This is a genomic window from Amycolatopsis sp. cg5 (assembly GCF_041346955.1).
Lineage (GTDB): Bacteria > Actinomycetota > Actinomycetes > Mycobacteriales > Pseudonocardiaceae > Amycolatopsis.
This window is the reverse complement of the sequence record NZ_CP166849.1, coordinates 9,636,120-9,661,925: the sequence shown is the minus strand read 5'-3', so window position 1 is coordinate 9,661,925 and position 25,806 is coordinate 9,636,120. Positions and strand designations below refer to the sequence as shown.

Below are 25,806 nucleotides of genomic sequence, written 5' to 3'. Positions count from 1 at the left end.
CGGTCATCTGCTTGCCGACACCGTACGGGTGGTCACCGACAGAAATGAGCCCGGCGACTACCGTGGTACCGCGATGGAACCCGAAGAACCGTTGGTCGGCCTCCTCATCAAGCTGAACCGAGGCGAGCTCGCCGAACTGCTCGCCAACCGCCCGGACGCGCTCGATGCGCCCTGGCCTCGACGGATGTCCGACCTCGGTGATCGACTGTGCCAGCCGGAGTCGATCGAACTCGCCATCACCAAGCTCACCGCGCCGGAACTCCAAGTGCTGTCGGTGATCCAGCTGAAGATCGCACAGGGTGACCACGAGGGGGTGGCGGTTTCGGCGGTCGCCGAACTACTCGGCACCACGGACCGCGCGATCGGAGAGGTCGTCGGCGCGCTCTCCCGTCACGCGCTGGCATGGCTCGAATACGGCGTGATCCAGGTGCCGACGGGCATGCCGACCAACGGCCACCGGCGTTTCCGGCTCGGCAGACCGCTGGCGCACGAGCTGGCGTCGATCACCGTGGAGTACCTCAAGGCGAAATGCGCCGTGCTCGGCCTTCCGACGAACGGACGCAGGCAAGAGCTGTACGACAGTCTGGTGGACTACCTGCGTGATGGCGCGCGCGTGCGCGACCTGGTCTCCGTCGCGCCGGACGGCGCGGCCGAGCTGCTGCACAAACTTGTTTGGGAAGACAGCGAAATCCGGCTGGGGCACTCCATCCAGCACACGCACTACGCGCAGCTGGGCAGTCCGCTCCACCGCGAAACCCCGGCGAACTGGGTCATTGACCGTGGCCTGGTCTATCCGTCTTACAGCGGCGTGGCGTCCATGCCGCTCGAAATCGGGCTGGCGCTGCGCGGCCGTGACTACCACCTGCCGTTCACCCCGGACCCGCCGCAGGTGGCGCTCTGCCCGGTCGCGCCGGAGCGGGTCGCGACCGAGTCTTCGGCGGCGGCGCTGCGGCTGCTCGACCGGGTCGTCACCGTGGTCGGCTCGGCGGCCGTCGAGGCGATTCCGCTGATCAAGACAGGCCGGATCGGCGCTCGCACGATCGCCAAGCTGGCGAAGGAACTCGGCGCGGAAATCGACGAGATCCGGGTCGCGCTCGACCTCGCAGGCGCGACAGGGCTGCTGGCGGTCGAGATCCCGATGATGCCGGAGTCGTCGGGACGGGGCCGCCGTCCCGCGTCGAAGCCGCCCGAGTTCCTGCACCCGAGCGACGACTTCCCCCGCTTCCGCGAACTCGACGCGGCCGCCCAGCTGACCCGGCTGCTGCGCTCGTGGTGGGACTTCCGGTGGGCGTCGACCGCGGACGAGAAGACCGTTCGCGCGACGCTCGGCGAGGATCCTCATGAGGCGCACGAGCTGGTCCGGCACCTCGCTGTCCGGCTGCTCGCCGGGCTCGAACCCGGAACCGGGCTGATCGACCCCGAGCAGTTCGCCGCGCTCGCCGCCTGGCACCTGCCCGCGATCAGCGGCGACATCCTGCGCGTGCTGGTCGCCGCGACACTGACCGAAGCGAGGATCGTCGGCGTCTCGGCGTCTTATGCCGCGAGCGACTTGGCGTTCGCGCTGCTCAGGGGCAACCTCGAGCAGGCGGCCGAGACGGCGGTGTCGAACGCGTGCGGGTCGGCGCTGTTCGGCACCGACCTGACGGCGATCGTCACCGGCCCGCCCAGCACCGAGCTGGCCAACCTGCTCGACCGCGTCGCCGACCGCGAAACCCAGGGTTCGGCGTCGACCTGGCGGTTCAGTCCCGCCAGCGTCCGGCGCGCGTACGACAACGGCGCGTCGCTCGACGGAGTGCTCGAAACGCTGCGCGCGGTGGCACGCGGCGAGCTGCCCCAGCCGCTGACGTACCTGCTCAACGACGTCGCGCGGCGCCACGGCGAGGTCGGCGTGACCGACGTCGGCTGCGTAGTGGTCGGCGAGGATCCCGCACTGCTCGCCGAGATCGCCGCGCACCGGAAGCTGGCGAAACTCGGCCTGCGCGCGATCGCCCCGACCGTGCTGACGTCCACAATGGACGCCGCGACCACGCTGGCCGCCTTACGGGACAGCGGTTACGCGCCCGTTCACCGCGCGGACGACGGCACGGTGGTCATCCGCGAGGAGCGCATCGCCCCGCCACCCGAGCCCGAGTACGCGCTGCCGAGCCCGCAGGTCCCCGCCAAGCCGGAGGACCCGTACGCGCACGCGGACCGGCTGATCGCGGCGACCGGCCGCCCGCCGAAGCCGCTGAAGCGGGGCGCGCTGATGAACGTGTTCCCCGGCAAGCGCACAGCGGCCTGGGTGCGGCTGATCCTGCAGCTGGAGTCGGGCTTCCCGGTGATCATCGGGTACCAGGGCGAGACGCTGGTGGTCAGCGACCCTGAGCTGGACGGCGACTACCTCGACGTGTGGCTGCCGAAGCTCGGCGAATACCGGCGGCTGGACGTGAAGCTGATCATGCCGACGTAGCCACCAGCGTCTCCTCGAGGTCGTTGAGCAATGCGTGTACCGGAGCCCAGCACAGCATCACGGTGTCCTTGTCGAACTTGGGCTGCTCAGCGTTCTCCTTACGCGGGTGGACGAAATTTCGGAAGTTGCGCACGTTGTGCATGAACGTCGCGGCGTCCAGCTGAATCCAGCCTTTGGTGTGTGCAGTGTCGATCATTACCTCGAGCGTGGCTCGATCCTCCTTGACCAGCTGCTTCCGGCGCTTGTCGTAGAAGCCCTTCTGCCGGAGTTCTTCGTCCCGTTCAAGCAGAATCGCGAGTAGGAAGCCTTCCACGATGCTTCCGATACCGATGACCGCCATCGTGTACGCGCCGTGGTTCTCACAGATCCTGGTCTCCTTCACCCGGTTCATCAGGGTGTCGACCTTCTGCTTGTCACCGATCAGCGCGCGCAGCCGCGGCTCCAGCTTGAGTGGCTCGGTGAACATCGGTGTGGTGCCGTCCGCGCCGAGCTCGGTCACCACCGGGCGTCCCCCGACGTAGCTGATCACAAGCTGTTCCGGCTTGAGCTTCTCGTTGATCACCGTGCGGAATCCCTCCGCGGAGATCATCCCGTCGTCGTACTCGATGGGATCACACACCCGGCAGAGCAATCGCTCGATCTCCGGGTGATTGTCCTGGCGCTCGGTGAACTGCTCCTTCAGCCAGGGAATACGCGGTGAACCGTCGTACTCGGGCGGCTCCGACAAGCCCGCATGCCGGAAAAGCTCCTCCAACTGATAGCCCTTGCGCTCATATGGACCGCCCATATCGACGATCACCTCAGCCAGTCGATCCACCGTCCTGGAATCCAACGGGAACATTAATCCTCCTCCTTGTCGGCAAGCCCCTGCGCGATGTCCACTGCCCGGCCGAGTCGTTCATCGATGATCTTGCCGCGCTTCTTGAAGCCGAGTTCCGCCCGCGCCTGGTCGACGCGTTCCTGACGGTCCAGCAGCAGACCGTCGGAGATGAGCCATCGGCACAACTCGATGAGCTGTCGGTCGCTGTACTCCTGAGTCCGCAGCCCGACCGGCACGTTCGGTCGGGAAAGTCGCCGGAGCGCGGGCGGCTCAACGATTTCCCCCACGAACTCGGGCTCGGTCGGCGCAGGATCACTGTCCGCGTACTTGATGGCGTCTTCCCATGCCCGCACGATTTTCTCGGTTTCACCCTCTGGATCGGCGAACCAGGCCGACGACCAAAGCCGATGAAAACGCCAGCCAAGATTTTCCAGATGCGCCTGCCGAAGCCGGTCACGATCGCGTGCGCTTTCCGAGCGGTGATAGGTGTCACCGTCCGCTTCAACCGCCAGCACCATTCGTCCTGGGTCGTCGCGATGCGCCAGCGCGAAATCGATGTAGTAGTCGGAGAACCCCCACTGGGGAAAGACCATGATTCCCTTGCTGACCAGTGCGTCGTGGATCGCCCGTTCGAATCCGTTGAGTTCCCCGCCTGCCAGGCGGCCCACCTGGTCGATTTCGCCTCGGCGCTCGGCAAAATCGAGGTAACGGCGCAGCAGCTCGGTCCCATTGACCTGTTCGGCAGGCTCAAGATCGGCGGCGCGGAACGAGGAGACGATCGTCATCCGCCGTTTGGCTCGCGTGACCGCGACGTTGACCCGCCTGGCGCTGCCTTCGTAGTTGAGCGGACCGAAACTCGTGCGGTTGATCCTGCCGTTGACGCCTTTGGCCACACCGACGCTGAGCACGATGACATCACGTTCATCCCCCTGCACACTTTCGAGGTTCTTGATGAAGAACCGTTTCCCGGAACTGGCCTCCTCGGAGAAGAATTCATCGAGGTCCGTACGATCTCGCCTGACCTCACGAAGGCGTTGTTCGATGCGAGCCTGATGTTTGGTGCCGAGCGCGATCACACCAAGGCTCTCGTGCGGCCGCAATTGGGCGTGCTGCAGCACAATCTGCACGACCCGCTCCACCTCTGCAGGCGACGAGCCGGACTGACCGGGCGAAACGACACCGTCGACGAACTCCGCGGTCACCGGGCTTTCCTGGGCCATACCGGGGAAGGTGACCAGTTTGTTCCCGTAGATCTCCTTGTTCGAGAACGAGATCAGGCGTTCGTCCGCGCTGCGGTAGTGCCAGCGAAGCATCTGGGTGTTCGGGATCTTCGGGCGCAGCGAGGTGAGGATCGACTCGTAGTCGTCAAGACCGCCGTCGGTCTCGTCGTCAGCATCTTCGCCGGCAAGCATCTTGTCGAAGAAGCTCGATGGCGGCAGCTGCTTGTCGTCACCGGCCACGACCAGTTTGCTGCCACGCATGATCGAGGTGATCGCGTCATGGGGCCGGATCTGGCTGGCTTCGTCGAAGACGACCAGGTCGAACAGCTTCGCGGCCGGCAACATCTTGCTGACCACCAGCGGTGACATCGCCCAGCACGGCCTCAAGGCGAGCAACACCTCGGAGGCCTCGTCGACGAGCTTACGAGTTGGTTTGTGACCGCGCTTCCGGTTGGCCTGCTCGCGAACGACGATCGCCTGCTGCGGATAGTCGTTCTTGGCTTCGAGCAGCACCCGCGCCACCCGCCGCCTGATCCGCCTGGCCGCGAGCTGTCGATGTTCCCGGTCGGCAGCCTGGAATTCAGCGACGAATCTGGTCTGCTGGTCGCCGACGAACTCGCGCAGCACCGGAAAACGCAGCTTGAACTCGTCGTCGAGCGAAGCCAGCCAAGCCCGTTCGAACATCAGCCAGGTCTGGTCTGCGTTAGCCTTTCGCGCGGCAGCCTCGTTCAACAACTCGGTCAGCCCGAGTGCGTGAAACCGCTCGCGGAACTGAGTCAGCTTCGGCAGTTGCCATAACGTGTTCTTGTCCGCGCGCAGCTCTTCGAGCTGCTCGGCGACGTGTTGCGCCGGCCTGCTCTCGAGGTTCTGCAACTTCGCCGACAGGGCGACCGCGGCAAGCTGACGACGCAACTCTTTGTAGTCACGCATGGCTTCTTCCAGGCCCATCACGTGTGCGGGCTCGGTGCGCCCGCCGCTGAGTTCCCGCCAGCGGTCTCGTTGCCGGACGACGGTCACCAGCGCGTTGTGCAGCGCCGCCTTCTTGGTGACGCCGTGCACGGACATCGCCCGCAACTGCTTGACCAATTTGCGACGCTCGCTCCACGGCAACTGGTTCGGATAGCGCGCCCTGGTCTTGCGGTCCGCGGTCGCGTAGAACATCCGATCGAGATAGCCCCCGAAGATGTCCTGCCCGAAGGCCTGCACGCTGGCCTCGACCTGATCGAGAAACGCGAGCACGTCCTGCCAGCCGTTGACGTCGTGAGGCTGCGCGAGACCGGTCGGCGCGAGCAGCCGCTGGATACCGTCGCGGCTGCGGTTGAGTGTTTTGTCGGCCAGTTCGTCGAGCTCGTATAACGCCTTGCGGACGTCGTCCTCCGTGCGGATCGGCGAGTTCGACCATGGTGAGTCACCACGCAGGACCCTGGCACCACCGGAGTCGACAAAGCTGCGCAGGTCCCTGCTGAGCGCCTGAACGACGCCGTGGTCGAGGTTGTACAGCTGCGGTCCGCGGAAGACGTGCTTGCTCTTGTACATGGATCCGATATCCAGCAGCTTTGCTTGCACTTCACGGGCGGTGACACCCCACGGAGCCCGGCGCGAATGAAGGCCGGCTTCGTAGTCGACTAGCCGCTGCCGCCGATCCGCCAGCCGCTCGTGCACCGTCCCCGGGTCGACCGGCGGTTCCTTGGCAGCCTGGTCGAGGCTCTCAGCGAGCTGCTGCGCGATCTGCCCGCGGTTGAGCTTCTGCTGATGCAGGTCGAGCACCAGGTTGTCGAGGCCTACCTGCTCAAGCCTCGACATGACCGCTTCCAGTGCGGCCCGTTTCTCAGCGACGAACAACACCGTCTTACCTTCAGCCGCGGCGCCGGCGATGATGTTCGCGATGGTCTGGCTCTTGCCGGTACCCGGAGGGCCTTCGATCAGTACGTGATGTCCGGCGAGCGCCGTGGTGACGGCTCGTTGCTGCGAAGAGTCCGCGTCCTGCACGAGGTATTCGTGCGGCGGGGAAATCTCGTCCACGCGGGGCGCGGAGAAGGCAGCCGCGGCTGCGTGCAACTCGTCTGCCGCTGGCTGGTATCCCGCCATGGCCGCAATCAGCTCATGCCCGGCAAGCAGCTCGCCCGCGGCCCGAAGGTCGTTGACCATCGGCAGTTTCTCGTAGTTGAACAAGCCGACGACGACAGCGTTCTCGATGCCTAGTTCGACCCGTTGGCCCCTCGCCCGTTCCACGAGCTTGTCGAAAACCGCAGTGACCTGCTGCTGGTAGTCCGCGGAATCACCGAGCAAGGTGTCCGCTTCCGCGCTGAATCCGTCGATGTCGATGTCGACGCCGTACTGCTGATCCAGCGCGTGCAGGAGCACCGGGTTCACCTCGGCGTCATCGCCCAGCTCAAGAGTGAAATCGCTCTCGCTGGCGGTGCGCGCCTTGATGAGCACCGAGCGAAGTACCAGCGGGGCACGCAGCTTGCTCACTTTGCTCGCGCCACTGACCACCGGCGCCGGAGTGGTGACCATGCCGAAAGCCAGCTTGCCGACCTCGACGCCTTGCTCCTCCCTGAACAGCAGTATCCGTTTGCTGATGCTGCGGGCCTGCGTGCACGCGTCCTTGTGCGCTTTGGGCTCGGTGAGCAGCTGGCCGAGCCGGACCTTGCCGCCGGATGCCAACGCGGCGAGCGCGGCAGGCTCCGCCGCTGTCAGGTCCAGGCTCGCCGTTTTCGTATTCCTGAAGTACAGCAAGGTGTTGCGAAAACCGAGGTCAATGAGTTTCTTCGCCCAGTCGTCGGCTTTCGCTCGCACGAGCTCGAGCCTTGGATCATCAGGTTCAGGAGACATTTCTTGCTCGCCCCTCGTCAGAACGGTTACCTCGTCCGGGTTTCAACCCGATTCAGGGCTCACCGTTCTGCGGCGAGCCGTCCAGGATGCCACCGGCACGGCGCGGTGTCGAGTACCAGCGCTCGCACCGGATGCCCCACTCTCTAAGCGACCCTACGAATTTTTGATCACCTGAGAGCCCAAGTCACCCGTACGCCAGAGATGACAACACGGCTGGACCAAACCCAATAATCACAGCGTTATCATTGGGGAACCCCACTAGCTGGATGTGGTGAATTTCGGTCCACCAAAGCCCAGCCGCCGAGCAAACCGCTGAGACCGAACAGGCCGAAGAACAAACCGCCGCCGACCGACAGGCCGCCGAACATCGAGATCACCGTAAGGAACATCAGGAACAATCCCACCGCCATCACCCCGCGGCCGATCCAGACCAGCTCTTTTCGAGGCCGTGCTGGCACCGGCACTGGGACGGTCTGCCGCACTGGTTCCCACATCGGTGGCGCGGCCGCGACCGGCGGAAAGGTGACTGCCGACTCCAGCACGACTGGACGCGGTTCCGGGATCGGCCGCTGCGGAGTAGGTCGCGCGCTCAACCCAAGCCGGGCTGCCGCCTCCGCCATCGGCACCACGGCGACGCCCAGTTCCCGTGCACGCCCCAGCCTCGGCTCCGTTTCGACGACCTCGGCCCCGACGACCAGATGGGTCACCGACGCGGTGAGATTCTTGGCCAGGCGAACGCCCACCGAGAGCAAACTCGCGCGCAACTCGTCGGCGGCAGGCGAGGCTCCCAGCACCAGGACACGCATTCCCTCGGCCCGCCCAGTCACCACGACCGTCTCGGTCACCCGCAGATCGCGCACCAGATCCGGCACGCGCAACGCGGTCGCCACCTGACGCAGCTCGCGTTCCTCGGCAGACGTGATCGCGCCATCGCTTTCGGCGACCCGGCGCATTGATCGGACGAAGACCTCGTGGATACGCCGGACGTCCCGCTCGGCCAGTCCCGCGGTCGCGGCCATCGCGGTCAACGCCCGCGTTTCTTCTGGCGAGATGTGCTGGTCGGACAGCGCGTCGGCGAGCAGGTCGACATACGCGTCTTCGAGCGCCTTGTCCGTCGCACCCGGGGTTTCGAGCTGCATACGATCCAGGAGACCGGCCATCCAGCCGCCGGCCACCGCCGTCCTGTCGCCGGGCCTCGGCAGGAGACTTCGCGTCGATTGCCACCGTGGCAATTCAGCGAGCACGGGCCGCCGAGCAAATCCCAGTTGATGGGTTGTGACCAGCGAAGAAATCAGCTTCGAGCAGATTCGAGCGTCTGCGAGCGCGGTGTGTGCAGCATAATCACCAAGGCCGAGCGCACCGGCGATCGTCGCCAACCGGTAATTCGGCAACGTAAGCGCCACCTTTGTCGCGGAAACCGTGCAGACACCGGGCAAAACCGGCATAGACAGTCGCAGTCTGGAAATCTCACCTTCCAGAAAACGTTTCTCGAACGAGAGGTTGTGCGCGACCAGCACACTCCCCCGGCAGATGTCCGCGAAGTCGCCGAGCACCTCGGCGAACGAAGGTGCACCGTCCAGCTGCCGTCTTGTAATCCGGTGGATGTTCACCGGACCCGGGTCAATGCCATGCCCTGGGTTTACCAGAGTGGACAGCTCCGAGACCAGAGTCCCGTCCGCGCGCGTGCGAACCGCCGCAAGTTCGACGATATGGCCGGGATGCAGTCCCGTGGTCTCGACGTCGATGGCGGTAAAATCAGCCGGACCAGCCGAGAACGGGGCACCACGAAACAGCTGCAACGTATCGATGAGGTCATTCATTTGGGCTGGTTTTCCCCTTCTCACCTGCTCAGTCGACCAAACCATCGGTAGCAGACGGGAAGCGTCACGCGCCACAGGAGAAAAACGAAGCTTTGTGGCCGTAACGTAACGCGTCACGCACTGTTTCTAATCCATTCGAGTGACATCCGCAGCATTTTCCAGGCAGTCTGTAACAATAAAATAAGCCAGCCAGAACTGTTCTGCATGAGTGCCTGGCTGCGACGACTTCCGACGTGGATCAAAATCACCCTCGGCGTGTTCGCCGTGCTGTTCGTGTTCGGCGCCATCTTCGGCAAGCCGGCGGACACCCGGCCGCAGAACCTCCTCGCGGCCCCGACGCCGACCCCCTCGGCACCGAGCACGACACCGACGACCACGCCGAACGAAGACACCTTCACGGTGACCTCCGTGACCGATGCGGCGACCGTCGAACTCACCAGCCAGTCCGGGGCGAAGCAGACCGTGCATGTCGCGGAGATCGCCGTGCCGCCCGCGACGGGTGGCTGCTTCCAGGCGGAGTCGACGGGCTGGGCCAGCAGCCTGCTGGTCGGCAAGCAGATCGTCCTCAAGGCCACGAAGCTCGTGCTCGACGACGGCACGGACTACGCGACCGCCGCGTTGAAGGCCGGAATGGCCAAGTACGCGATCCGCGGTGCCACCGACGCGGCACTCCGGGCGGCCGAGACGGCGGCCAGCACGTCGAAGCTCGGCTTGTGGGCGCCGCCCTGCAACGGCGCCATCGACATGCCCCCGGTGCCGACCGTGAATCCCGAGCCCGAGACACAGGTCGCGGCTCCTCAGCCGAACCCTGCGCCGACCACGAAGGCGCAGCCCGAAAGCTCAGGCGGCAGCGCCCACTACGCGAACTGCGCTGCCGTCAAGCGGGCGGGCGCCGCGCCACTGCACCGTGGCGAGCCCGGGTACAGCAGGCAGCTGGACCGGGACGGCGACGGGGTCGCCTGCGAAAAGTAGTTCGGCGACTCCCCACGTAATCTGGAGGCATGCCGATCCACGTGCTGCTCGTCGACGACCACGAGGTCGTGCGCCGCGGGCTGCGTGAACTGCTGGGTGACGAGTCGGACATCGAGGTCGTCGCCGAGGCGGGGAGCGTGGACGAGGCGCTGGCCGTCGCGTTGCACGTCGAGCCGGATGTGGCGGTGGTCGACGTGCGGCTCGGCGACGGTGACGGGGTCGCGCTGTGCCGTGAGCTGCGGTCGAAGGCGAATCCGCCGTACTGCCTGATGCTCACCGCGTTCGACGACGAAGAGGCCATGGTCGGCGCGATCATGGCGGGCGCGTCGGGGTATCTGCTCAAGCAGGTGCGTGGCCAGGATGTCGTCACGGCCGTGCGTGAGGTCGCGGCCGGGCGGTCGCTGCTCGACCCGGTGAGCACCGCGCACATCCTGGACCGGATGCGGAATCCCGGTGATGAGCTCGACGCGTTGACCGAGCGCGAGCGTGAGGTGCTCGTGCTGATCGGTGAGGGGCTGTCGAACCGGGAGATCGCGGAGCGGATGTTCCTCGCGGAGAAGACGGTCAAGAACTACGTGACCTCGGTGCTCGCGAAGCTGGGGATGCAGCGTCGGACGCAAGCCGCGGCCTGGATCGCGCGGCGGGGCGACTAAGTGGCCGGAACAGTAACCCCCCCCCCCGGACTTTTTGACGCGTGATTTCGACAGGGTCGTGCTGGTGGTCGTTCGCACGGTCACCACGCTCACCCGGCTGCTCGACATCCTGTCGCTGATCAGGCCTGACCGGCGTATCCAGCTCGTTTTCACCTATGACGCCGAGCGTCCCGCGCATCTCGGTGACGGTGTCGAAGCCGCGCTGCGACGGCTGAACGTGCGCACGGTCGGCTGGGAAGAGGCCACGAAGACGGCGTTCGACCTCGCGCTCGCCGCCAGTGAGAACGATCGGCTCAGTGAGCTGGACGCGCCGATTTTGCTGTTCCCGCATGGCATCGGCTATCAGAAGTACTACCCGGGCGGGCGCGTGACGTCGGGGATGGATCCCGAGAAGCTGCTCGATCCGCTGGGTGAGGTCGTGCCTGCCGCGATCGCGCTTTCCCATGAGGTGCAACGGGAACAGCTGCGCACGTCGTGTCCGGAAGCGGCCGGGCACGCTGTCGTCGTCGGGGATCCCTGCCATGACCGGATGGCGCTGAGCACGCATCGCGTCCGGCGCTACCGCGAGGCGCTCGGTACCGGGGACCGCAAGCTGGTCGTGGTGGCGTCGACGTTCGGAAAGCGCTCGCTGTACGGCGGGGAACCGGAGTTGCCGCAGCGGCTGCTCGGCGCGCTGCCCTATGACGAGTTCCAGGTGGCGCTGGTGTTGCATCCGGGGGTGACCGCCGCGCACAGCGAGTTCAGCGTGCACGGCTGGGAGACCGACGCGATGAACGCCGGGCTCGTGGTCATTCCGCCCGATCGCGGCTGGCAGGCGACCATTCTCGCCGCCGATTGCGTGATCTCCGACGAAGGCTCGTCGGCGCTGTACGCGGCGGCCGTCGACAAACCGCTGCTCGCCGCGACCTCGCGGGCCGCGACGACCGTCGCCGAGTCACCGCTCGCGATGCTGATCGACGCGGTGCCTGCGCTGGGTGAGGACCTTCGCGCGCAGATCGAGACGGTCATGCGCGAGCACCGGGCCGGCGCGCACCGCCCGATCGTCGAGCGGGCCGTCGAGTCGCCTGGTCAGTCGGCTTCCCTGCTCAGGGAGCTGATTTACGGTCAGCTGGCGTTGGCACCGCCCGCGCCGCGGACTTATCCGCCGGTGCTTTCGCCCGAGCCGCCCTCGGGCCGGGTCGCGGCGTTCGTCGCGGGCTTGCTGGACGGCGTGCTGGTCCGGTTCCCCGCGGCCGTCGCGTCGCCTCGGCTGGAGTTCTCGCATGTCGTGGCGCATGCCGACGATGCCGAACTGCATCAGCTCGACGGCGCCGATGTGGTGTTCACCGACTCACGCGAGCGGCTGCCCGAAGTGCTCGCGCACTGGCCGCTCGCGCGCCTCGCGGCGGCGCCGTCCGAGCGCGGCTGCCTGGTGCGGCATCGGGACGGTTCGCAGTACGAACTGGACGGTGACGACGCGATGCGGCTCGCGTCCGAGGCATACCTCAGCGCCGTCCGGCGGCCGTGAGCTTGGCGTGGAACTCCGCCTGCCTCGGATGGCCTGCGGCCCACAGGATCTGCCAGGCCTGCTGCCACTGGTCGGCGGTGGTGGCCCAGTCGCCACGCGCGGCGGCCAGCGCCGCGGCGGTCTCGTGCAGCTCGGTCGCGTACTGCGTCGCGCCGACCTGACCGGCGAGTGACCAGGCGTCTCGCAACGTCTGCTCGGCCGCGTCCAGCGAACCCACCGCGATGAGCGCCTTGGTCCACACGGTCAGCACGCGCGAGATGTTGCGCGGCTCGCTCGTGTTGGTCTTGGACTCTTCGAGCAGGCCGAACGCGTCCTGCGCCCTGCCGGACTTGACCAGCACGTTCGCCAGCATCCGGGTGTGCAGGCCGAGTGCCCTGCTGCCTTCCATCGCCATGTTCCGGTCGAGCAGTACGGCCCGCCACAGCAGGTCGGTCGCGGGCTGGTACTCGTGCTTTTCCTCATGAAAGCGCCCGCAGAATTCGAGCACGGACGATTCGAGTCCGGGGTCGTCGAGCGGCCGCACGAGTTCGCGGGCCCGGTCGAGTAACGGCTGTGCGCGGTCGAATTCGTGCAGCAGGAAGTGCGTCCGGCCTTGCTGGCTGAGGATGCGGGCTTCGAGAGCGGGGTCGCCGAGACGTTCCGCGCTCCGGATGCCCCAATGATTGATCTGGACGAACAGCCGGTGGTGGCCGCGGTTGAGCATCAGCGTTTCGAGCGCACCACAGATCTGGCCGAGTTCGACGTCCTTGCCACGCGCGAACGCTTCCCGCGCCAACGCGCCGTAGGTCTCGCGCGCGTCCTCGACCCAGTCGAGCGGCTGCTTGTTCTCGAAATCCACAGTGGTCGGTTGGATGACCTCGTAGCGACGCAAGCGGTCCGTGCCGAGTGAAAGGTCCGCGGCGACGGCTTGGTCGCGGTGAAAGTCGATGGACCGTTCGACGGCGGCATCGCGCGTTCCGCGTCGGCGGGCGCCTTCGCGGACCAGGTTGTACAGCTTGGGCCGGGCCGCGGCCAGCACGAACCCCGATTCGATGAGCTCGTCCAGCGCGGTGCCTGCGGGACGGCCGAGCACGGCGCGCGCGGTCGCCTGGGTGAAGTCCGGGCCGGGATGTGAGGCGAGCAGAGCGCACAGCTCGGCCGCGTCCGGCGACAGCTCGGCATACGTCTGCTCGAACGCGGCCGCGACGACGTCGAGCCCGCCGAGCACGCCCGTCGCGCGGAACTCTTCGAGCACGGACGCGACCGGGTCGCCGCCGAGCTTGGCCCGCTTGTTCACGCGCACCGAGGCCTGCACCACGGCGAACGGCATGCGGTCGCACAGGTTCACGAGTTCGGTCGCCGCCGGCCCCGCATGTCCGAGCAGTTTGAGCGCGTCTTCCTCGTCGAGCGCGCCGAGTTCGATCGGCGAGCCGGGAAACTCCGAACGGAAGTCGTCGCCCGACCTGATCGCGGTGACCAGCACCAAGCTCGACGACGATGCCGGGATCAGGCCGCGCACATCACCGGCGCTCTCGGCGTTGTCCAAGGCCAGCAGCAGTTTGCGGCGCGCGGTCAACGAGCGGTACTGCGGCCAGAGTTCGGCCGCGCTGCCCGAGATCAGGCTGCCGTGCACACCGAGACGCTGCAGGATGTGCGCGGCGACCTCGGTGCGGCGCAGGCTGTTGTCCACGCGGAACTCGGCGAGGTCGACGTAGATCTGCTCGGGATAGCTCTTGCTCAGGTCCGCCGCCAGCCGGTAGACGAGCGCGCTCTTGCCGGAACCCTGCGGGCCGGAGATGACGTGGACGCCGGGTTTCGCGGCTTCCCCACGCGCGTCGTCTCGATCGACGAAGTTCGGCGCGGCACCCGGCACGTCGCTCGACGGGCGCTGCCCCGGCGACGCTTCGATGAGCAGCTGTTCGAGACGGTCACCCAGCTCGGGCTCGGTCTCGACGAGTTCGGCGAGCGCCGCTTTCACCCGATCCTCGTCGGCGAGCAGCAGGCGCAGGTCGTCGCCTTGCGCACGCTTGGCGAGCTTGTTGACCACTAAGTCCTTGAGCCCGCCCAGCATGCCTGTGGTGACTACCTTGGCGACTTCCCCGAGCACGGCCTCCCACATCTGACCCAAGCTAGCCGAGTGGGAGGTCGAACGCGACGAGCGTGCCCATGCTGGGTGAGGAATTGAGGGAGAATTGCCCGCCCGCTGTTTCGGCCCGTTCGGCGAGGTGGCGCAGACCGCGGGTGGCGACGCCCTGTGGCACGCCGGATCCGTTGTCGCGGACGCGGAGTTTCACGCCTTCGGTGTCGCGGGTGAGGGTGACCCTGGTTTCGCTGGCGCCGGAATGTCTGACCACATTGGACAGTGCTTCACGGAGCGCGGCGCGGACGTGGTCGGCACGCTCCGCCGGGATGTCGGCGAATTCGCCGGAAAGTTCGCGGGTGGGCGGGAAGCCGAGCAGCTCGCCCGCGATGCGGACCTCGCCGCGGACGGACTCGGCGAGATCGGTGGTCTCGGGTTCGGGGTCGGGCGAACGGAGTGCGCGGACGGTGCCGCGGATCTCTTCGATGGTCTCGTCGAGCTGGTCGATGGCCTCGCCGAGGCGGGCGCCGTCGGCTTGGGCGAAACGTTTGCGCATACGTTTGCGGACGCGGTCGAGCTGCATGCCCGCGCCGTAGAGACGCTGGATGATGACGTCGTGGAGTTCGCGGGCGATGCGCTCGCGTTCCTGGTAGAGCGTGACGCGGTGCCGGGCGTTGGCGCCCTCGGCGAGCGCGAGCACGACGCCAGCCTGCGCGGCGAACGCGGTCAGCACCTCGACGGTCGCCGGGGAGAACGGGTCCGCGCCGTGCGGGCGGTAGACGGTCAGCGCGCCGAGCACGCGTCCGCTCGCGCCGAACGGGGCCGCCGCGAACGGGCCGAACCGCTTGAGCTCGTCGGGGACGAACGGCGCCGTGCGGGGGTCGGTGGTGAAGTCGTCGGTCACGATCGTCTCGCCGCCGCGGGCGACCCGGCCCGCGGCGGAGTCCGCCGGGAGTACCAGGCCGCGGATGTCGGCGCTGCCCGCTTCGACGATGACGCCGTCGTCGGTGCGGACCATGATCAGGCCGAGTTCGGCCTCGGCGAGTTCGGCGGCGCGGCGGACGACCGTCTCGAGCACCGCGCCCGGGTCGTCGCCGGACAGCGCGGTGGTGGTGATTTCGGTGGCGGCGGACAGTGCGCGCGCGGCGAGTGTCGGGTCCATGAGCTGGGTCAACACTAGACGACCCGACCGGCTCGGACCTCCCAGACGACGTCGGCGTCATCGGCTTCGTCAGCGTGGTGGGTGACCTGGATGACCGTGTGGCCGTCGAGCGCGCGGCGGAGGTTGGCGCGCAGCTTGCGAGCAGTCGGCTCGTCGAGGTGTGCGGTGGGCTCGTCGAGGAGTACGACGTCCGCGTCCGGCGCCGCGAGCAACGCGCGGGCGAGCGCGACGCGCTGGGCTTCGCCGCCGGAAAGGCCGGTTCCGCCGCTGCCGAGCAGGCGTTCGAGCGAGACATCGGGCAGTACGGCCAGGTCGAGTGCTTCGCGGAGTTGCTCGTCGGTGGCTTCGGGGTCACCGAGACGTAGGTTCTCGGCGACCGTGGTCGCGACGAGTTGCGGCTCCTGCGGCGCCCAGGCGACTCGGCGCGTGACGGCGAGCCGGGCGAGCAGCGTCGACTTCCCGGCGCCGGACGGTCCGACGACAGCGACGTACTTGCCTTGCGGTAGCTCGATTTCCATGGGTTCGAGCGGGGTCTCGGCCGGGATTTCGAGGCGGGCGTGCGCTTGGCGGAGTTCGTCCCAGTGCTGGGCGACCGGCGGCAGCGTGGCGAGGACTTCGGCGAGCGCGAGCGGGACGAGCGCCAGGATCGGGGCTTCGACGCCCGGTGCGGCGATGAAGGTGCAGATGACCGCGGCGGCTCCCATTGCCAGCGCGATGAGTGCTTCGGCGGCACCCTCGCCGAAGGCCTGGCGACGCGCGTTGGCGGCGAGCCTGGCGTCGGCTTCGGCGAGTTCGCGGCGTCGATGCCGGTCCGCGCCGAACGCCATCAACTCGGCCGAGGACTCGAAGAGGCCGAGCAGTCGCGTGGTGACCAGGCGGCGGCCGGTGGCGAGCGCGGACGTCGAGTTCCGTTCGAGCGTGAGCGCGAGTGCGGGCGCCGCGAGGCCGCCGATGAGCGCGGCGACTGCGAGTACGAGCCCTGCGGCGGGCAGGATCGCGGTCTGCACGGCGACCGCGCCCGCGACGACCAGCACCGCGATGAGCGGCGGGGTGAGCGTGCGGGGCAGCAGGTCGCGGACGGTGTCGACGTCGTCGACCAGCCGCTGGCGGCCTTCGGCGGCGTCGATCCGGCTGAGCTTGAGCCAGGTGCGTACGCGTAGGCGGCCCGCGATGCGGAAGGCCGCGTCGTGTGTGACCAGGCGTTCCCAGTAGCGCAGCGTGGCTCGGCCGAGACCGAACGCGCGGACGCCGACGATCGCGACGGTCAAGGTGAGCATCGGCGGCTGCAGCGAGGCTTTGGCGATCAGCAAGGCGGAGGTCGCCGTCAGCGCTATTCCGGCCAGCAGCGCCAGCGAACCCAGCGCCGCTCCCCCGAGCAAGTGGCGATCGACGAGCTCGCGGAGGCTGGGCTTCGTGAGGTTCGCGGTCCGGTGACGGTGCGGAGGCGCCGCGCCCGCCGGGACTTCGACGGGTTTCGTGCGGTCGTGTGCGGCGATGACGACGGCGGCGCCCGCGTCGGCGGCGGCCTGAACGGCGATCATGACCTCGGCGGTATGCCCGGCGTCGAGATGCGCGGTCGGCTCGTCGAGCAGCAGCAACCAGGCGCCGTTGCGCACGCGGACGAGCGCGCGTGCGACGGCGACGCGCTGGCGTTCGCCGATGGAAAGCTCGCTGACCTGGCGATCCAGGAACTTTTCGAGCCCGAGCGGCACGTCGGTGAACTCGCCGGCGAGTTCGAGTTCGCCGCGCACCGTGCCGCCGGTGAAGCGCGGCGACTGCGGGACCCAGGCGAGGTTCTCGCGCCAGGCGACGCGGTCGAAATCGGCGAGCGCGTGGCCGTCGACGGTGATCGTGCCGTCCGTCGGCTGGACGAACCCGAGCAGCGCGGCCAAGGTCGTCGACTTCCCGGCGCCGCTGGGCGCACGGAGCCAGGCGATCTCGCCGGGGCGCACGGTGAACGACTCGCCCTCGCGCTCTCCGACGCGCAGGCCGTCAACGCGGACAACGCCTTTGGACGGCTTCGCGGTGCCCTCGGCAGGCGCGGGCTCGTCGAGGATTTCGGTGACGCGGCGGACCGCTTCGACACCGTCCTCGCTGGCGTGAAAGGCCGCGCCGACCGAACGAAGCGGCTGGTAGCACTCGGGAACCAGGATGAGCACGCCGAGCCCGATGGCGAGCGACAGGTCACCGGACACGAGCCGGACGCCGATGACGACGGCGACCACGGCGACCGAAAGCGTCGCGGCGAGTTCGAGCACGAACGCCGAAGCGAAGGCGGTCTTGAGCGTCTGGACCGTGGCGCGGCGATGACGTTCCGACACCCGGCGGACGGTCTCGGCCTGTGCCTCCGCGCGGCGGAACGCGGCGAGCACGGGCAGCGCGCGGACGAGTTCGAGCAGCGTCGCGGACAACGCGTGCGCGGCGTCGGTCGCCTTCGGGACGCGGTCGGCGGTGTACTTGCCTACCAAGATCGCGAACATCGGCAGCAACGGCACGGTCACCACGAGGATCACCGCGGACGGCCAGTCCGCGAACAGGACGGCCGCGCCGGCGCCGAGCGGCACGACCGCGGCCGTGACCAGCGCGGGCAGGTAGGTGGTGAAGTAGGCGTCGAGCGCGTCGAGGCCCTTGGTGGTCACCGTGGTCAGCTCGGCGGTGCCGTGGCGCTGGATCCACTCCGGGCCGAGGCGCAGCACGTGGTCGACGGCCTTGGCGCGGAGTTCTTCCTTGGCGCCGGCGGCCGCACGGGCGCTGACGACCTTGGTCGCCCAGGTGACACCCGCCCTGCCGACGACCGTCGCGGCGAGCAGCGCCAGGTTCCCCGGCTGTCCATTGTGGACCAACTGGGCGAGCGCGCCCGCGAGCAGGAACGCCTGCGCGACCAGCAGTCCGGCGTTGACCAGCGCGAGCGCGCCGGTCGCCGCCAGCGCCCGCTTCGGGATGATCATGACGGGATGTGCGCGGTCGACAGCCGCTTGCGGAACACCCAGTAGGTCCAGCCCTGGTAGATGAGCACGGCGGGCGCGCCGAACGCGGACACCCAGGTCATCACTTCGAGCGTGTACGGGCTGGACGCCGCGTTGGCGATGGTCAGGCTGTTGGCCGGGTCGCCGGTCGACGGGAGCACGGCCGGGAACAGCGCGCCGAACATCGTCACGGCGGTCGCGACGATGAGCACGCCGAGTGCGGCGAAAGCCTGTCCGTCACGGTCTTTCCGCAACCGCCACCACGCGGTCGGCGCGGCGACGACCGCGACGACGAGCGGGATGAGCGTCCACGCTTCGCCTTCTCGGGCCTGGATCAGCACGAGGAAGGCGATGAGCGGGATGAGTGCGGGGAACAGTCGCAGCGCGGTTTTCTTCGCGCGTTCGCGGAATTCGCCGCTGGTCTTGAGCGCGAGGAAGGTCGCGCCGTGCACGAGCGAGAAGCCGACGATGGCGAGCGCGCCGAGCAGCGTGTCCCAGCGGATCGCCTCGAACGGCGAGCCGACGCGGTTGCCGTTCACGTCGAGCGGGAGGCCGAGGACCGTGGTCGCGAGCAGCAGCCCGACGCCGAGCGGCGGTACCCACGAGCCGAAGACGATCAGCTTGTCGAAGGCGGCGCGCCAGTTCGCGGAGTCGACCTTGCCGCGGTACTCGAACGCGACACCGCGGCCGATGAGTGCCAAGACGATCAAGAGGACCACCAGGTAACTGCCCGAAAGCAGCGACGCGTACCAGCCGGGGAACGCGGCGAACGTGGCCGCGACCGCGACGATCAGCCAGACCTCGTTGCCGTCCCACACCGGCCCGATCGTGTTGATCATCAGGCGGCGTTCGGTGTTGTCCTTGCCGAGGTGCGGCAGCAGCATGCCGACGCCGAAGTCGAAGCCCTCGAGGAAGAGGTAGCCCAGCCAGAAGAGGGCGATGACGCAGAACCACAGCGTTTCGAGGCTCATGACCCGTCCTTTCGAAGGTCCCGCGGTCCCGTTGCGTCGCCAGTACCACGGCCGGCTGACACTTCCGGGCGAATCCGGCCGGAGGCCCCCGAGTTATCCACAGTGGGGATAGTTGTCCACAGATCACCTGTGGACACCCTTCTCCGAGGCTCGCGCCGATAGGATGGACGTGGGGTCGCCCCCCTGGGAGTGGCGGGGGATGCGGTGGTGGGGTTCACGGCTTTTCCTAGTAGGCGAAAGACAGTGGTTCGGTGCCGGATTCGTTGGGGCTCTTGGGTTTCTGCGGCGGCATGACCGCGTCGACGCCCCCGGTCAGGTACTTGCGCATGAGGTAGAGCTCGACCACCCCGAGCGCCGCGTAGACGAGGGTCAGGCTGATCAAGGATGTCCACACCTCGCCTGTGGACAACTGCGACACCGCGCGGGCGGTGAACATCCACACTCCGTCCACACCGGACGGGTTGGGCACTACCACGAACGGCTGACGGCCCATCTCGGTGAAGATCCAGCCCGCGCTGTTGCCGAGGAACGGCGTGGCGATGGCGAGCATCGCGATCCGCGGCGCCCATTTGGTCGACGGGATCCGCCCGCGCCGCGTGAACCACAGCGCCAGCACACCGACGCCCGCCCCGATCGCGCCGAAGCCGATCATCATCCGGAAACCCCAGTAGGTCACCGGCAGGTTCGGCACGTAGTCGATCGGCTTGCCGGACAGCTCACCCAACGCCGGGTCGACCGGGTAGTTGGCGCCGTACTTCGCCTGGTACTCGGTGATCAGGTCTTCGACACCCTTGACCTCGGTCGAGAAGTCGTTGTGCGCCAAGAACGAGAGCAGCGCGGGCACGTTGAACGTCTTCACGTCCTCACAGTTCGACCCGCTCACGTCGCCGATCGCGATGATCGAGAAGCTGGCCGGCTTCTCCGTGTGGCACAACGCTTCCGCCGAGGCCATCTTCATCGGCTGCTGCTCGAACATCAGCTTGCCCTGCGCGTCACCGGTGATCGCCAGCGCCGCGAACGCGACCACGCCGACCCACCCACCGAGCCGCAGCGAAGCCCGCCAGACGTCACGGTGCGGCTCGTCGGCCTGCTCCCGCTTACGCCACAGGTGCCACGCCGCCACGCCGACCAGGAAGGCCGCAGCCACCGAGAAAGCACCCGCGATCGTGTGCGGGATGGCGGCGAGCGCCGTGTTGTTGGTCAGCACCGCGCCGATCGACTTGAGCCGCGGCCGCCCGTCGACGATCTCCGCGCCGACCGGGTGCTGCATCCACGAGTTCGCCGCGAGGATGAAGTACGCGGACGCCATGGTCGCCAGCGAAAACGCCCAAGCGCAAGCCAAATGGACCTTTTTGGACAGCCGGTCCCAGCCGAAGATCCACAGCCCCAGGAACGTCGACTCGATGAAGAACGCGAACAGCCCCTCCATCGCCAGCGGCGCACCGAACACGTCGCCGACGAACCGCGAGTACGCGCTCCACGTCATGCCGAACTGGAACTCCTGCACCAGCCCGGTCACCACGCCCATGGCGAAGTTGACCAGCAGCAGCTTGCCCCAGAACTTGGTCATCTTCAGGTACTTCAGGTTCCCCGTGCGTACCCACGCGGTCTGCATCCCGGCGACGAGCAGGGAGAGGCCGATGGTCAGCGGGACCATCAGGAAGTGGTAGACGGTGGTGATACCGAACTGCCAGCGAGCGAGTGCCAAGACGTCCACGAACCGAGCGTGCTCCGCCAGGGTCCCCGCCGCCAGTTCAAGTGGTCCTGATCATGCCGGGACTTAGGTCCTGCCCAGGGGTCGTGAGTGTTTAGGCCGGTTAGAACCGGCCGTATCACTCGTGAGTCAGCGGGTCTCTTCGGTGAGCCACGACAGGTACTCGGCGCTGCCGCCGGCGATCGGCGTCACGATGACCTCCGGCACGTCGTAGGTGTGCTCGGTCTTGAGGTACTCGGTCAGCTCCGGCGCGCGCCGCGCGGCCGCCTTGATCTCGACGCGCCACTCGGTCGCGGTCTGCACGGCACCTTCCCAGCGGTAGACGCTGGTGACCGGGCCGACGATCTGGGCGCACGCGCCGAGGCGGGCCTCGATCGCGCCGGTGGCGAGTGTGCGGGCGGCTTCCTCGGAGTCGACGGTGGTCGTCACCACAACGTGGTCCATGGGAGTCATCCTACCCGGAAATTGGAATTCGGCATGCCGAAACCGCAATTCCGCCCGACCGACAGAACAAATGGATCGCCACCAAAACCGTCGATTCGCAAATCCGATCTCCTTGAATCCACTGAACACGCCCTTTATCGTTGCAGTAGAAGGAGCGTGAGAAACCGATGTCACCCGCGATGTGGGCCCTGATCAGCGCATTCGGCCTAGTGCTTGCCGTCGAGCTGCCGGATAAGACATTGGTGGCCACGCTTGTCTTGACAACGCGTTTCCGGGCCGCCCCGGTGTTCGCCGGGGTCTGTGCCGCATTCGCTGTGCAATGTGTCGTCGCCGTTCTGTTCGGCAGCGCGTTGAAATTGTTGCCGGAAATCCTGGTGGCCGCGGTCGTGGCCGTGTTGTTCGGGATCGGCGCGGTCATGCTGCTGCGCGAGGGCTTCGCGCCAGGCAAGGACGGCGGCGAGGACGCTTCGCGTTCCGGGCCGTCGGCCGCGACGTTCGCGCGGTCGGCGCTGACCTCGTTCGGCGTGCTGTTCGCCGCCGAGTGGGGGGACGCGTCCCAGCTCGCGACGGCCAGTCTGGCCGCGCGGCTCGGTCAGCCGTTCGCGGTCGGTCTCGGTGCTTTCGTCGCTTTGGTGACGGTCGCCGGGCTCGCGGTGTTCATCGGCGCGAAGGTGCGCAGCCGGATCCGGCCGAAGCTGATCCAGCGCGTCGCGGGCTTCATTTTCGCCGGGTTCGCCCTTTTCGCGGCCGTTCAGACACTGTCACTCGTCTGATTTTTGGCTCTCACAGGTCCGCTCGGTAGCCTGGACAGAACGTCCAGATGAACCAGCGATGAACTGGAGCCTGCCCTGAGCACCCCCGTCTCCCCCGTGCACGGGCGGCTCGCACTCGCCGGAATGGCCGTGGCGGTCGCGATCGCGGCCGATCTGCACCTGCGCCTGTCGAGCCGGATCAGCCCGGTCTGGCACACGCTGAGCGAGTACGTCTACGGCGGCTCGTCGGCCGCGCCGCTGTTCAGCGTGATGTGCCTGGCGCTCGCGCTCGGCTCGGTCGCGCTGCTGGCCGGCATCGCGAAGGCACGCCGTCAGCGCTCGGTGCTCGTGCTGCTCGGCGTCTGGAGTCTCGGCCTGCTGATCGTCGCCGCCTTCCCGGTCGACCCGGAGGGCGCGGCACGGTCGTTCAGCGGTCAGGTGCACAACTACGCGGCGCTGGCGGCGTTCATCGCGCTGCCGTCCGCGGCGCTCACGCTGACCAGCAAGCGCAACGTGAACTGCCCGTGGGAGCCGCGCCGCACGACCATCCGCAGGCTGGCGACAGCGAGCATCGTCAGCATCGTGCTGACCTTCGGCGGCTTCCTCTTCAAGCTGCTCACCGGCCCGCAGCTGACGCTCGGCCTGTTCGAGCGGCTGCTGTTCACCATCGACCTGGCACTGCTGGCGACCATGGTGCGGCCACTGCTCAGCGCAGCACCTCGGTGAGCGCGGCGGCCGCCGCCACCACTTGAGGCCCGACGACGGCCTCGTCGAGCGTCTCCAGCGACACCACGCCGACGCTCGCCCGCAGCCCCGGCAGTCCCCGCACGGGCGCCGCGACGCCGACCGCTCCCGACTGCAGCTCGCCGACGGTCAAGATCCAGGCCTGGCTGTCGGACGGCCGCAGCGCCATCGCCTTGCCGGCGGCGCCCGCGGTGAGCGGATGCCTGCTGCCGACCCGGTACGCGACGTGGAAGTTGGTCCACGACGGCTCGACCACGGCGACGGCCTGCGCCTGATTTCCCTGCGCGACCGAGAGGTGCGCCGTCGCGCCGACCTTCTCGGCCAGCTCGCGCAGCACGGGGTGCGCCGCCTGCCTCAGCTGCGGCAGCACCTCGCCTGCCAGCCGGAGCAGCCCGACGCCGAGCCGCACCTTGTTGCCATCACGCCAGACGAGCCCGCGCTCGGACAGCGGGACCAGCAGCCGGTAGACGGCCGCGCGGCTGGCCCCGATGGCGACCGCGAGCTCGGAGATGGTCGCCGCCTCGCCGCCGGCGTCCGCGACCGCCTGCAGCAGCGCGAGCCCGCGATCGAGCGTCAGCGACCCCTCGGTCACAACAGCCCGAGTTCCCCGAGATCGGCGACCGGCTCGTCGAACGAAGCCGCCGCGTAGGACGCGAAGAGCCCGCGCACGGCCTTGGCGGCCGGTTCGGACAGTGACTTCGCCTCCTTCGCCAGCTCGTCGCCGTCCGTCGACTCCAGCGCCGCGCGCACGTCGCCGCCGGACAGGCAGCGCGCGGACGCCACGATCAGGTTCAGGAAGCCGTGGTGGACGAAGCCGGAGCCCTCGGCGGTATGCCGGACCGCGCGGTGCAGGCTGTTGGTCGCCTTGAAGGACGCGCCCTCGGCGCCGCTGACCACCGACAGGAAGTCGGCGACCTCGTCGACACTCGGGAAGTTCTCGCCCGCCTGGCCGCCGCAGCGGATCTTCGGCCAGCTGCCGTGCTCGATCACCTTCCGCACGCCGTCGAGCCAGCCGACGCCGCGCCGCGGCTCGACCACGCGGATGACGTCCTCCGGCACGAACTCGGAGACCCGCTCCAACCAGACCTCGTCGACGTCCGACGGCGCCGGCATCTCGACCATCCGCAGCGCGAGCAGTTCACTGCGCGACTCGACGATCGAAATGGCCTTCGGCACGCCGCCGAGCCCGGTGTCGATGATCAGCGAAAGCGGCAGTGGCTGCTTCGGCTTGATCTTGATCAACTCGGTGATGAGCTCCGGCAAGCGGGACGCCTGGCACAGGAAAACACCCAGCACACCGGCGTGTTCGCCGGCCCTCGTCTCGAAGTGCGCCCGCAGTGCTTCCGGCATCTTCACCTCGGCGGGAGGGAAGAGTGCCGAGTCGTCGACAAGCCGCGCGAAGAGGGGAGGAGTTCCACGGGGACCTGGAGGAGTGAGTTCCACAGCGCTTGACACGACTGACACGCTAGTAGCGTACGCTAAGAGGACAAAATCGTTCGATAGTCGGACACTTCTACGGAGCGAATCGATGCCTTACTACCGTCGGGTAGGCGAGATCCCCCACAAGAGGCACACCCAGTTCCGCAATCCCGAAGGCGGGCTGTACGCGGAAGAGCTGATGGGCGTGGAGGGTTTCTCCAACGACTCCGCACTGCTCTACCACCGCGGCCTGCCCACCGCGATCGTCGACGCGGTCGCCGTCGCCGAGGACCGCGGCTCGCTGCAGCCGAACCACCCGCTCAAGCCGAGGCACTTCAAGTCGCAGGACCTCAAGTTCGGCGCGGACGCCAACGCCGTCGACGACCGCCGCCGGCTCTTCGGCAACGCGGACGTGACGATCGGCTTCGTGGTCGCGACCGCACCGAGCCCGCTGTACCGCAACGCGATCGGCGACGAGCTGCTCTACGTCCAGCGCGGCTCCGCGCGCGTCGAGACCATCTACGGCGTGCTGGACGTCGCGGACGGCGACTACCTGGTGATCCCGACTTCTTGCACCTATCGGGTGATCCCGAACGGCGAGATCACCCTGATGGCGCTGGAGGCGCGCGGCCACGTCGGCCCGCCGAAGCGCTACCTCTCGAACAAGGGCCAGTTCCTCGAGCACTCGCCGTACTGCGAGCGCGACATCCGCGGCCCCGAGGCGCCGCTGCTGGTCGACGGCGAGGACGTCGAGGTGCTCGTGCGTCACCGCGCCGGGCTGACGAAGTTCACCTACGCCACGCACCCGTTCGATGTCGTTGGCTGGGACGGTTGCCTTTACCCGTGGGTGTTCAACATCCGCGACTTCGAGCCGATCACCGGCCGCGTGCACCAGCCGCCGCCCGTGCACCAGACCTTCGAGGGACCGAACTTCGTGGTCTGCTCGTTCTGCCCGCGCAAGGTCGACTATCACCCCGAGTCGATCCCGGTGCCGTACAACCACGCGAACGTCGACTCGGACGAGCTGATGTTCTACGTCGGCGGAAACTACGAGGCACGCAAGGGTTCCGGCATCAGCATCGGCTCGCTCTCGCTGCACCCGTCGGGCTTCACGCACGGCCCGCAGCCGGGCGCGGCGGAGGCCTCGATCGGCGCGGACTACTTCGACGAGACCGCGGTCATGATCGACACCTTCGCCCCGCTGGAGCTCGGCGAGGCGGCGGACGCTTCGGAAGATCCGGGCTACGCGTGGACGTGGTCGAAGCGCGGCCCTGTTAACGGTTAGGCAACACGAGCGAT

Annotated in this window: 18 protein-coding genes; 7 read left to right on the top strand and 11 right to left on the bottom strand. The window is 67.8% G+C overall.

Features of this window, described 5'->3' with window-relative positions; translation table 11 throughout:
- The first annotated feature begins 73 nt into the window (after nt 1-73).
- Nucleotides 74-2,449 (top strand): helicase-associated domain-containing protein, encoded by a 2,376-nt coding sequence (locus AB5J62_RS44160; protein WP_370946021.1) that lies wholly within the window; start codon nt 74-76, stop codon nt 2,447-2,449.
- On the opposite strand, the gene AB5J62_RS44155 is transcribed toward AB5J62_RS44160, so the two are convergent.
- The 3 genes from AB5J62_RS44155 to AB5J62_RS44145 all read right to left on the bottom strand — a co-directional run bounded on the left by AB5J62_RS44155 (nt 2,436) and on the right by AB5J62_RS44145 (nt 9,144).
- Nucleotides 2,436-3,290 carry a hypothetical protein gene (locus tag AB5J62_RS44155; protein WP_370946020.1) on the bottom strand — a complete coding sequence of 285 codons (855 nt, stop codon included), beginning with the start codon at nt 3,288-3,290 and terminating at the stop codon, nt 2,436-2,438. The two genes, AB5J62_RS44160 and AB5J62_RS44155, sit on opposite strands and share 14 nt — an antisense overlap.
- Complete coding sequence (locus AB5J62_RS44150) at nt 3,290-7,288, bottom strand: AAA domain-containing protein (RefSeq protein ID WP_370946019.1); 3,999 nt, start codon at nt 7,286-7,288, stop codon at nt 3,290-3,292. Before AB5J62_RS44150 ends, AB5J62_RS44155 begins: the two co-directional genes overlap by 1 nt.
- Before the next feature lie 278 nt (nt 7,289-7,566).
- Nucleotides 7,567-9,144, bottom strand: a complete 1,578-nt coding sequence (locus AB5J62_RS44145) for an exonuclease domain-containing protein (protein ID WP_370946018.1) — start codon at nt 9,142-9,144, stop codon at nt 7,567-7,569.
- Between the two features lie 204 nt (nt 9,145-9,348).
- Here AB5J62_RS44145 and AB5J62_RS44140 point away from each other — a divergent pair, with 204 nt between their 5' ends.
- The 3 genes from AB5J62_RS44140 (at nt 9,349) to AB5J62_RS44130 (ending at nt 12,276) form a co-directional block, all read left to right on the top strand.
- Entirely contained in the window at nt 9,349-10,116 is a 768-nt protein-coding gene (locus tag AB5J62_RS44140) for an excalibur calcium-binding domain-containing protein (protein WP_370946017.1), read from the top strand.
- Nucleotides 10,117-10,145: 29 nt separating this feature from the next.
- Nucleotides 10,146-10,769 (top strand): response regulator, encoded by a 624-nt coding sequence (locus AB5J62_RS44135; protein ID WP_370946015.1) that lies wholly within the window; start codon nt 10,146-10,148, stop codon nt 10,767-10,769.
- 64 nt (nt 10,770-10,833) lie between these two features.
- On the top strand, nt 10,834-12,276 hold the full coding sequence (locus tag AB5J62_RS44130; protein ID WP_370946013.1) for a hypothetical protein: 1,443 nt from the start codon (nt 10,834-10,836) through the stop codon (nt 12,274-12,276).
- Here the strand turns inward: AB5J62_RS44130 and AB5J62_RS44125 are convergent.
- From AB5J62_RS44125 to cutA, 6 genes are all read right to left on the bottom strand, one after another.
- Nucleotides 12,254-14,374, bottom strand: coding sequence for a hypothetical protein (locus AB5J62_RS44125; RefSeq protein ID WP_370946011.1), 2,121 nt, complete (start codon nt 14,372-14,374; stop codon nt 12,254-12,256). The two genes, AB5J62_RS44130 and AB5J62_RS44125, sit on opposite strands and share 23 nt — an antisense overlap.
- 10 nt (nt 14,375-14,384) lie before the next feature.
- A complete protein-coding gene (locus AB5J62_RS44120) occupies nt 14,385-15,497 on the bottom strand; it encodes a GAF domain-containing sensor histidine kinase (protein WP_370950497.1) in 1,113 nt (370 codons plus the stop codon).
- A 14-nt stretch (nt 15,498-15,511) separates the two neighbouring features.
- On the bottom strand, nt 15,512-18,445 hold the full coding sequence (gene cydD / locus AB5J62_RS44115) for a thiol reductant ABC exporter subunit CydD (RefSeq protein WP_370946010.1): 2,934 nt from the start codon (nt 18,443-18,445) through the stop codon (nt 15,512-15,514).
- Complete coding sequence (cydB, locus tag AB5J62_RS44110) at nt 18,442-19,434, bottom strand: cytochrome d ubiquinol oxidase subunit II (RefSeq protein ID WP_370946008.1); 993 nt, start codon at nt 19,432-19,434, stop codon at nt 18,442-18,444. The genes cydD and cydB overlap by 4 nt, the downstream gene beginning before the upstream one ends.
- A gap of 226 nt (nt 19,435-19,660) precedes the next feature.
- Nucleotides 19,661-21,151, bottom strand: a complete 1,491-nt coding sequence (locus AB5J62_RS44105; RefSeq protein WP_370946007.1) for a cytochrome ubiquinol oxidase subunit I — start codon at nt 21,149-21,151, stop codon at nt 19,661-19,663.
- Between the two features lie 126 nt (nt 21,152-21,277).
- Nucleotides 21,278-21,592 carry a divalent-cation tolerance protein CutA gene (gene cutA / locus AB5J62_RS44100; RefSeq protein WP_370946006.1) on the bottom strand — a complete coding sequence of 105 codons (315 nt, stop codon included), beginning with the start codon at nt 21,590-21,592 and terminating at the stop codon, nt 21,278-21,280.
- Between the two features lie 179 nt (nt 21,593-21,771).
- On the opposite strand from cutA, the gene AB5J62_RS44095 reads away from it, so the two are divergent.
- Together AB5J62_RS44095 and AB5J62_RS44090 are read left to right on the top strand one after the other, a co-directional pair.
- Nucleotides 21,772-22,365, top strand: coding sequence for a TMEM165/GDT1 family protein (locus AB5J62_RS44095; protein WP_370950496.1), 594 nt, complete (start codon nt 21,772-21,774; stop codon nt 22,363-22,365).
- 123 nt (nt 22,366-22,488) lie between these two features.
- Entirely contained in the window at nt 22,489-23,070 is a 582-nt protein-coding gene (locus AB5J62_RS44090) for a DUF998 domain-containing protein (protein WP_370950495.1), read from the top strand.
- On the opposite strand, the gene AB5J62_RS44085 is transcribed toward AB5J62_RS44090, so the two are convergent.
- The gene (locus AB5J62_RS44085) at nt 23,051-23,680 is read right to left on the bottom strand and encodes an IclR family transcriptional regulator (RefSeq protein WP_370946004.1); all 630 of its coding nucleotides are present in this window, start codon (nt 23,678-23,680) and stop codon (nt 23,051-23,053) included. The genes AB5J62_RS44090 and AB5J62_RS44085 overlap by 20 nt on opposite strands.
- Nucleotides 23,677-24,531: a hypothetical protein gene (locus AB5J62_RS44080; protein ID WP_370950494.1), complete on the bottom strand. Its 855-nt coding sequence runs from the start codon at nt 24,529-24,531 to the stop codon at nt 23,677-23,679. Before AB5J62_RS44080 ends, AB5J62_RS44085 begins: the two co-directional genes overlap by 4 nt.
- Before the next feature lie 85 nt (nt 24,532-24,616).
- On the opposite strand from AB5J62_RS44080, the gene AB5J62_RS44075 reads away from it, so the two are divergent.
- Nucleotides 24,617-25,792 (top strand): homogentisate 1,2-dioxygenase, encoded by a 1,176-nt coding sequence (locus AB5J62_RS44075; protein ID WP_370946003.1) that lies wholly within the window; start codon nt 24,617-24,619, stop codon nt 25,790-25,792.
- Nucleotides 25,793-25,806 lie beyond the last annotated feature (14 nt).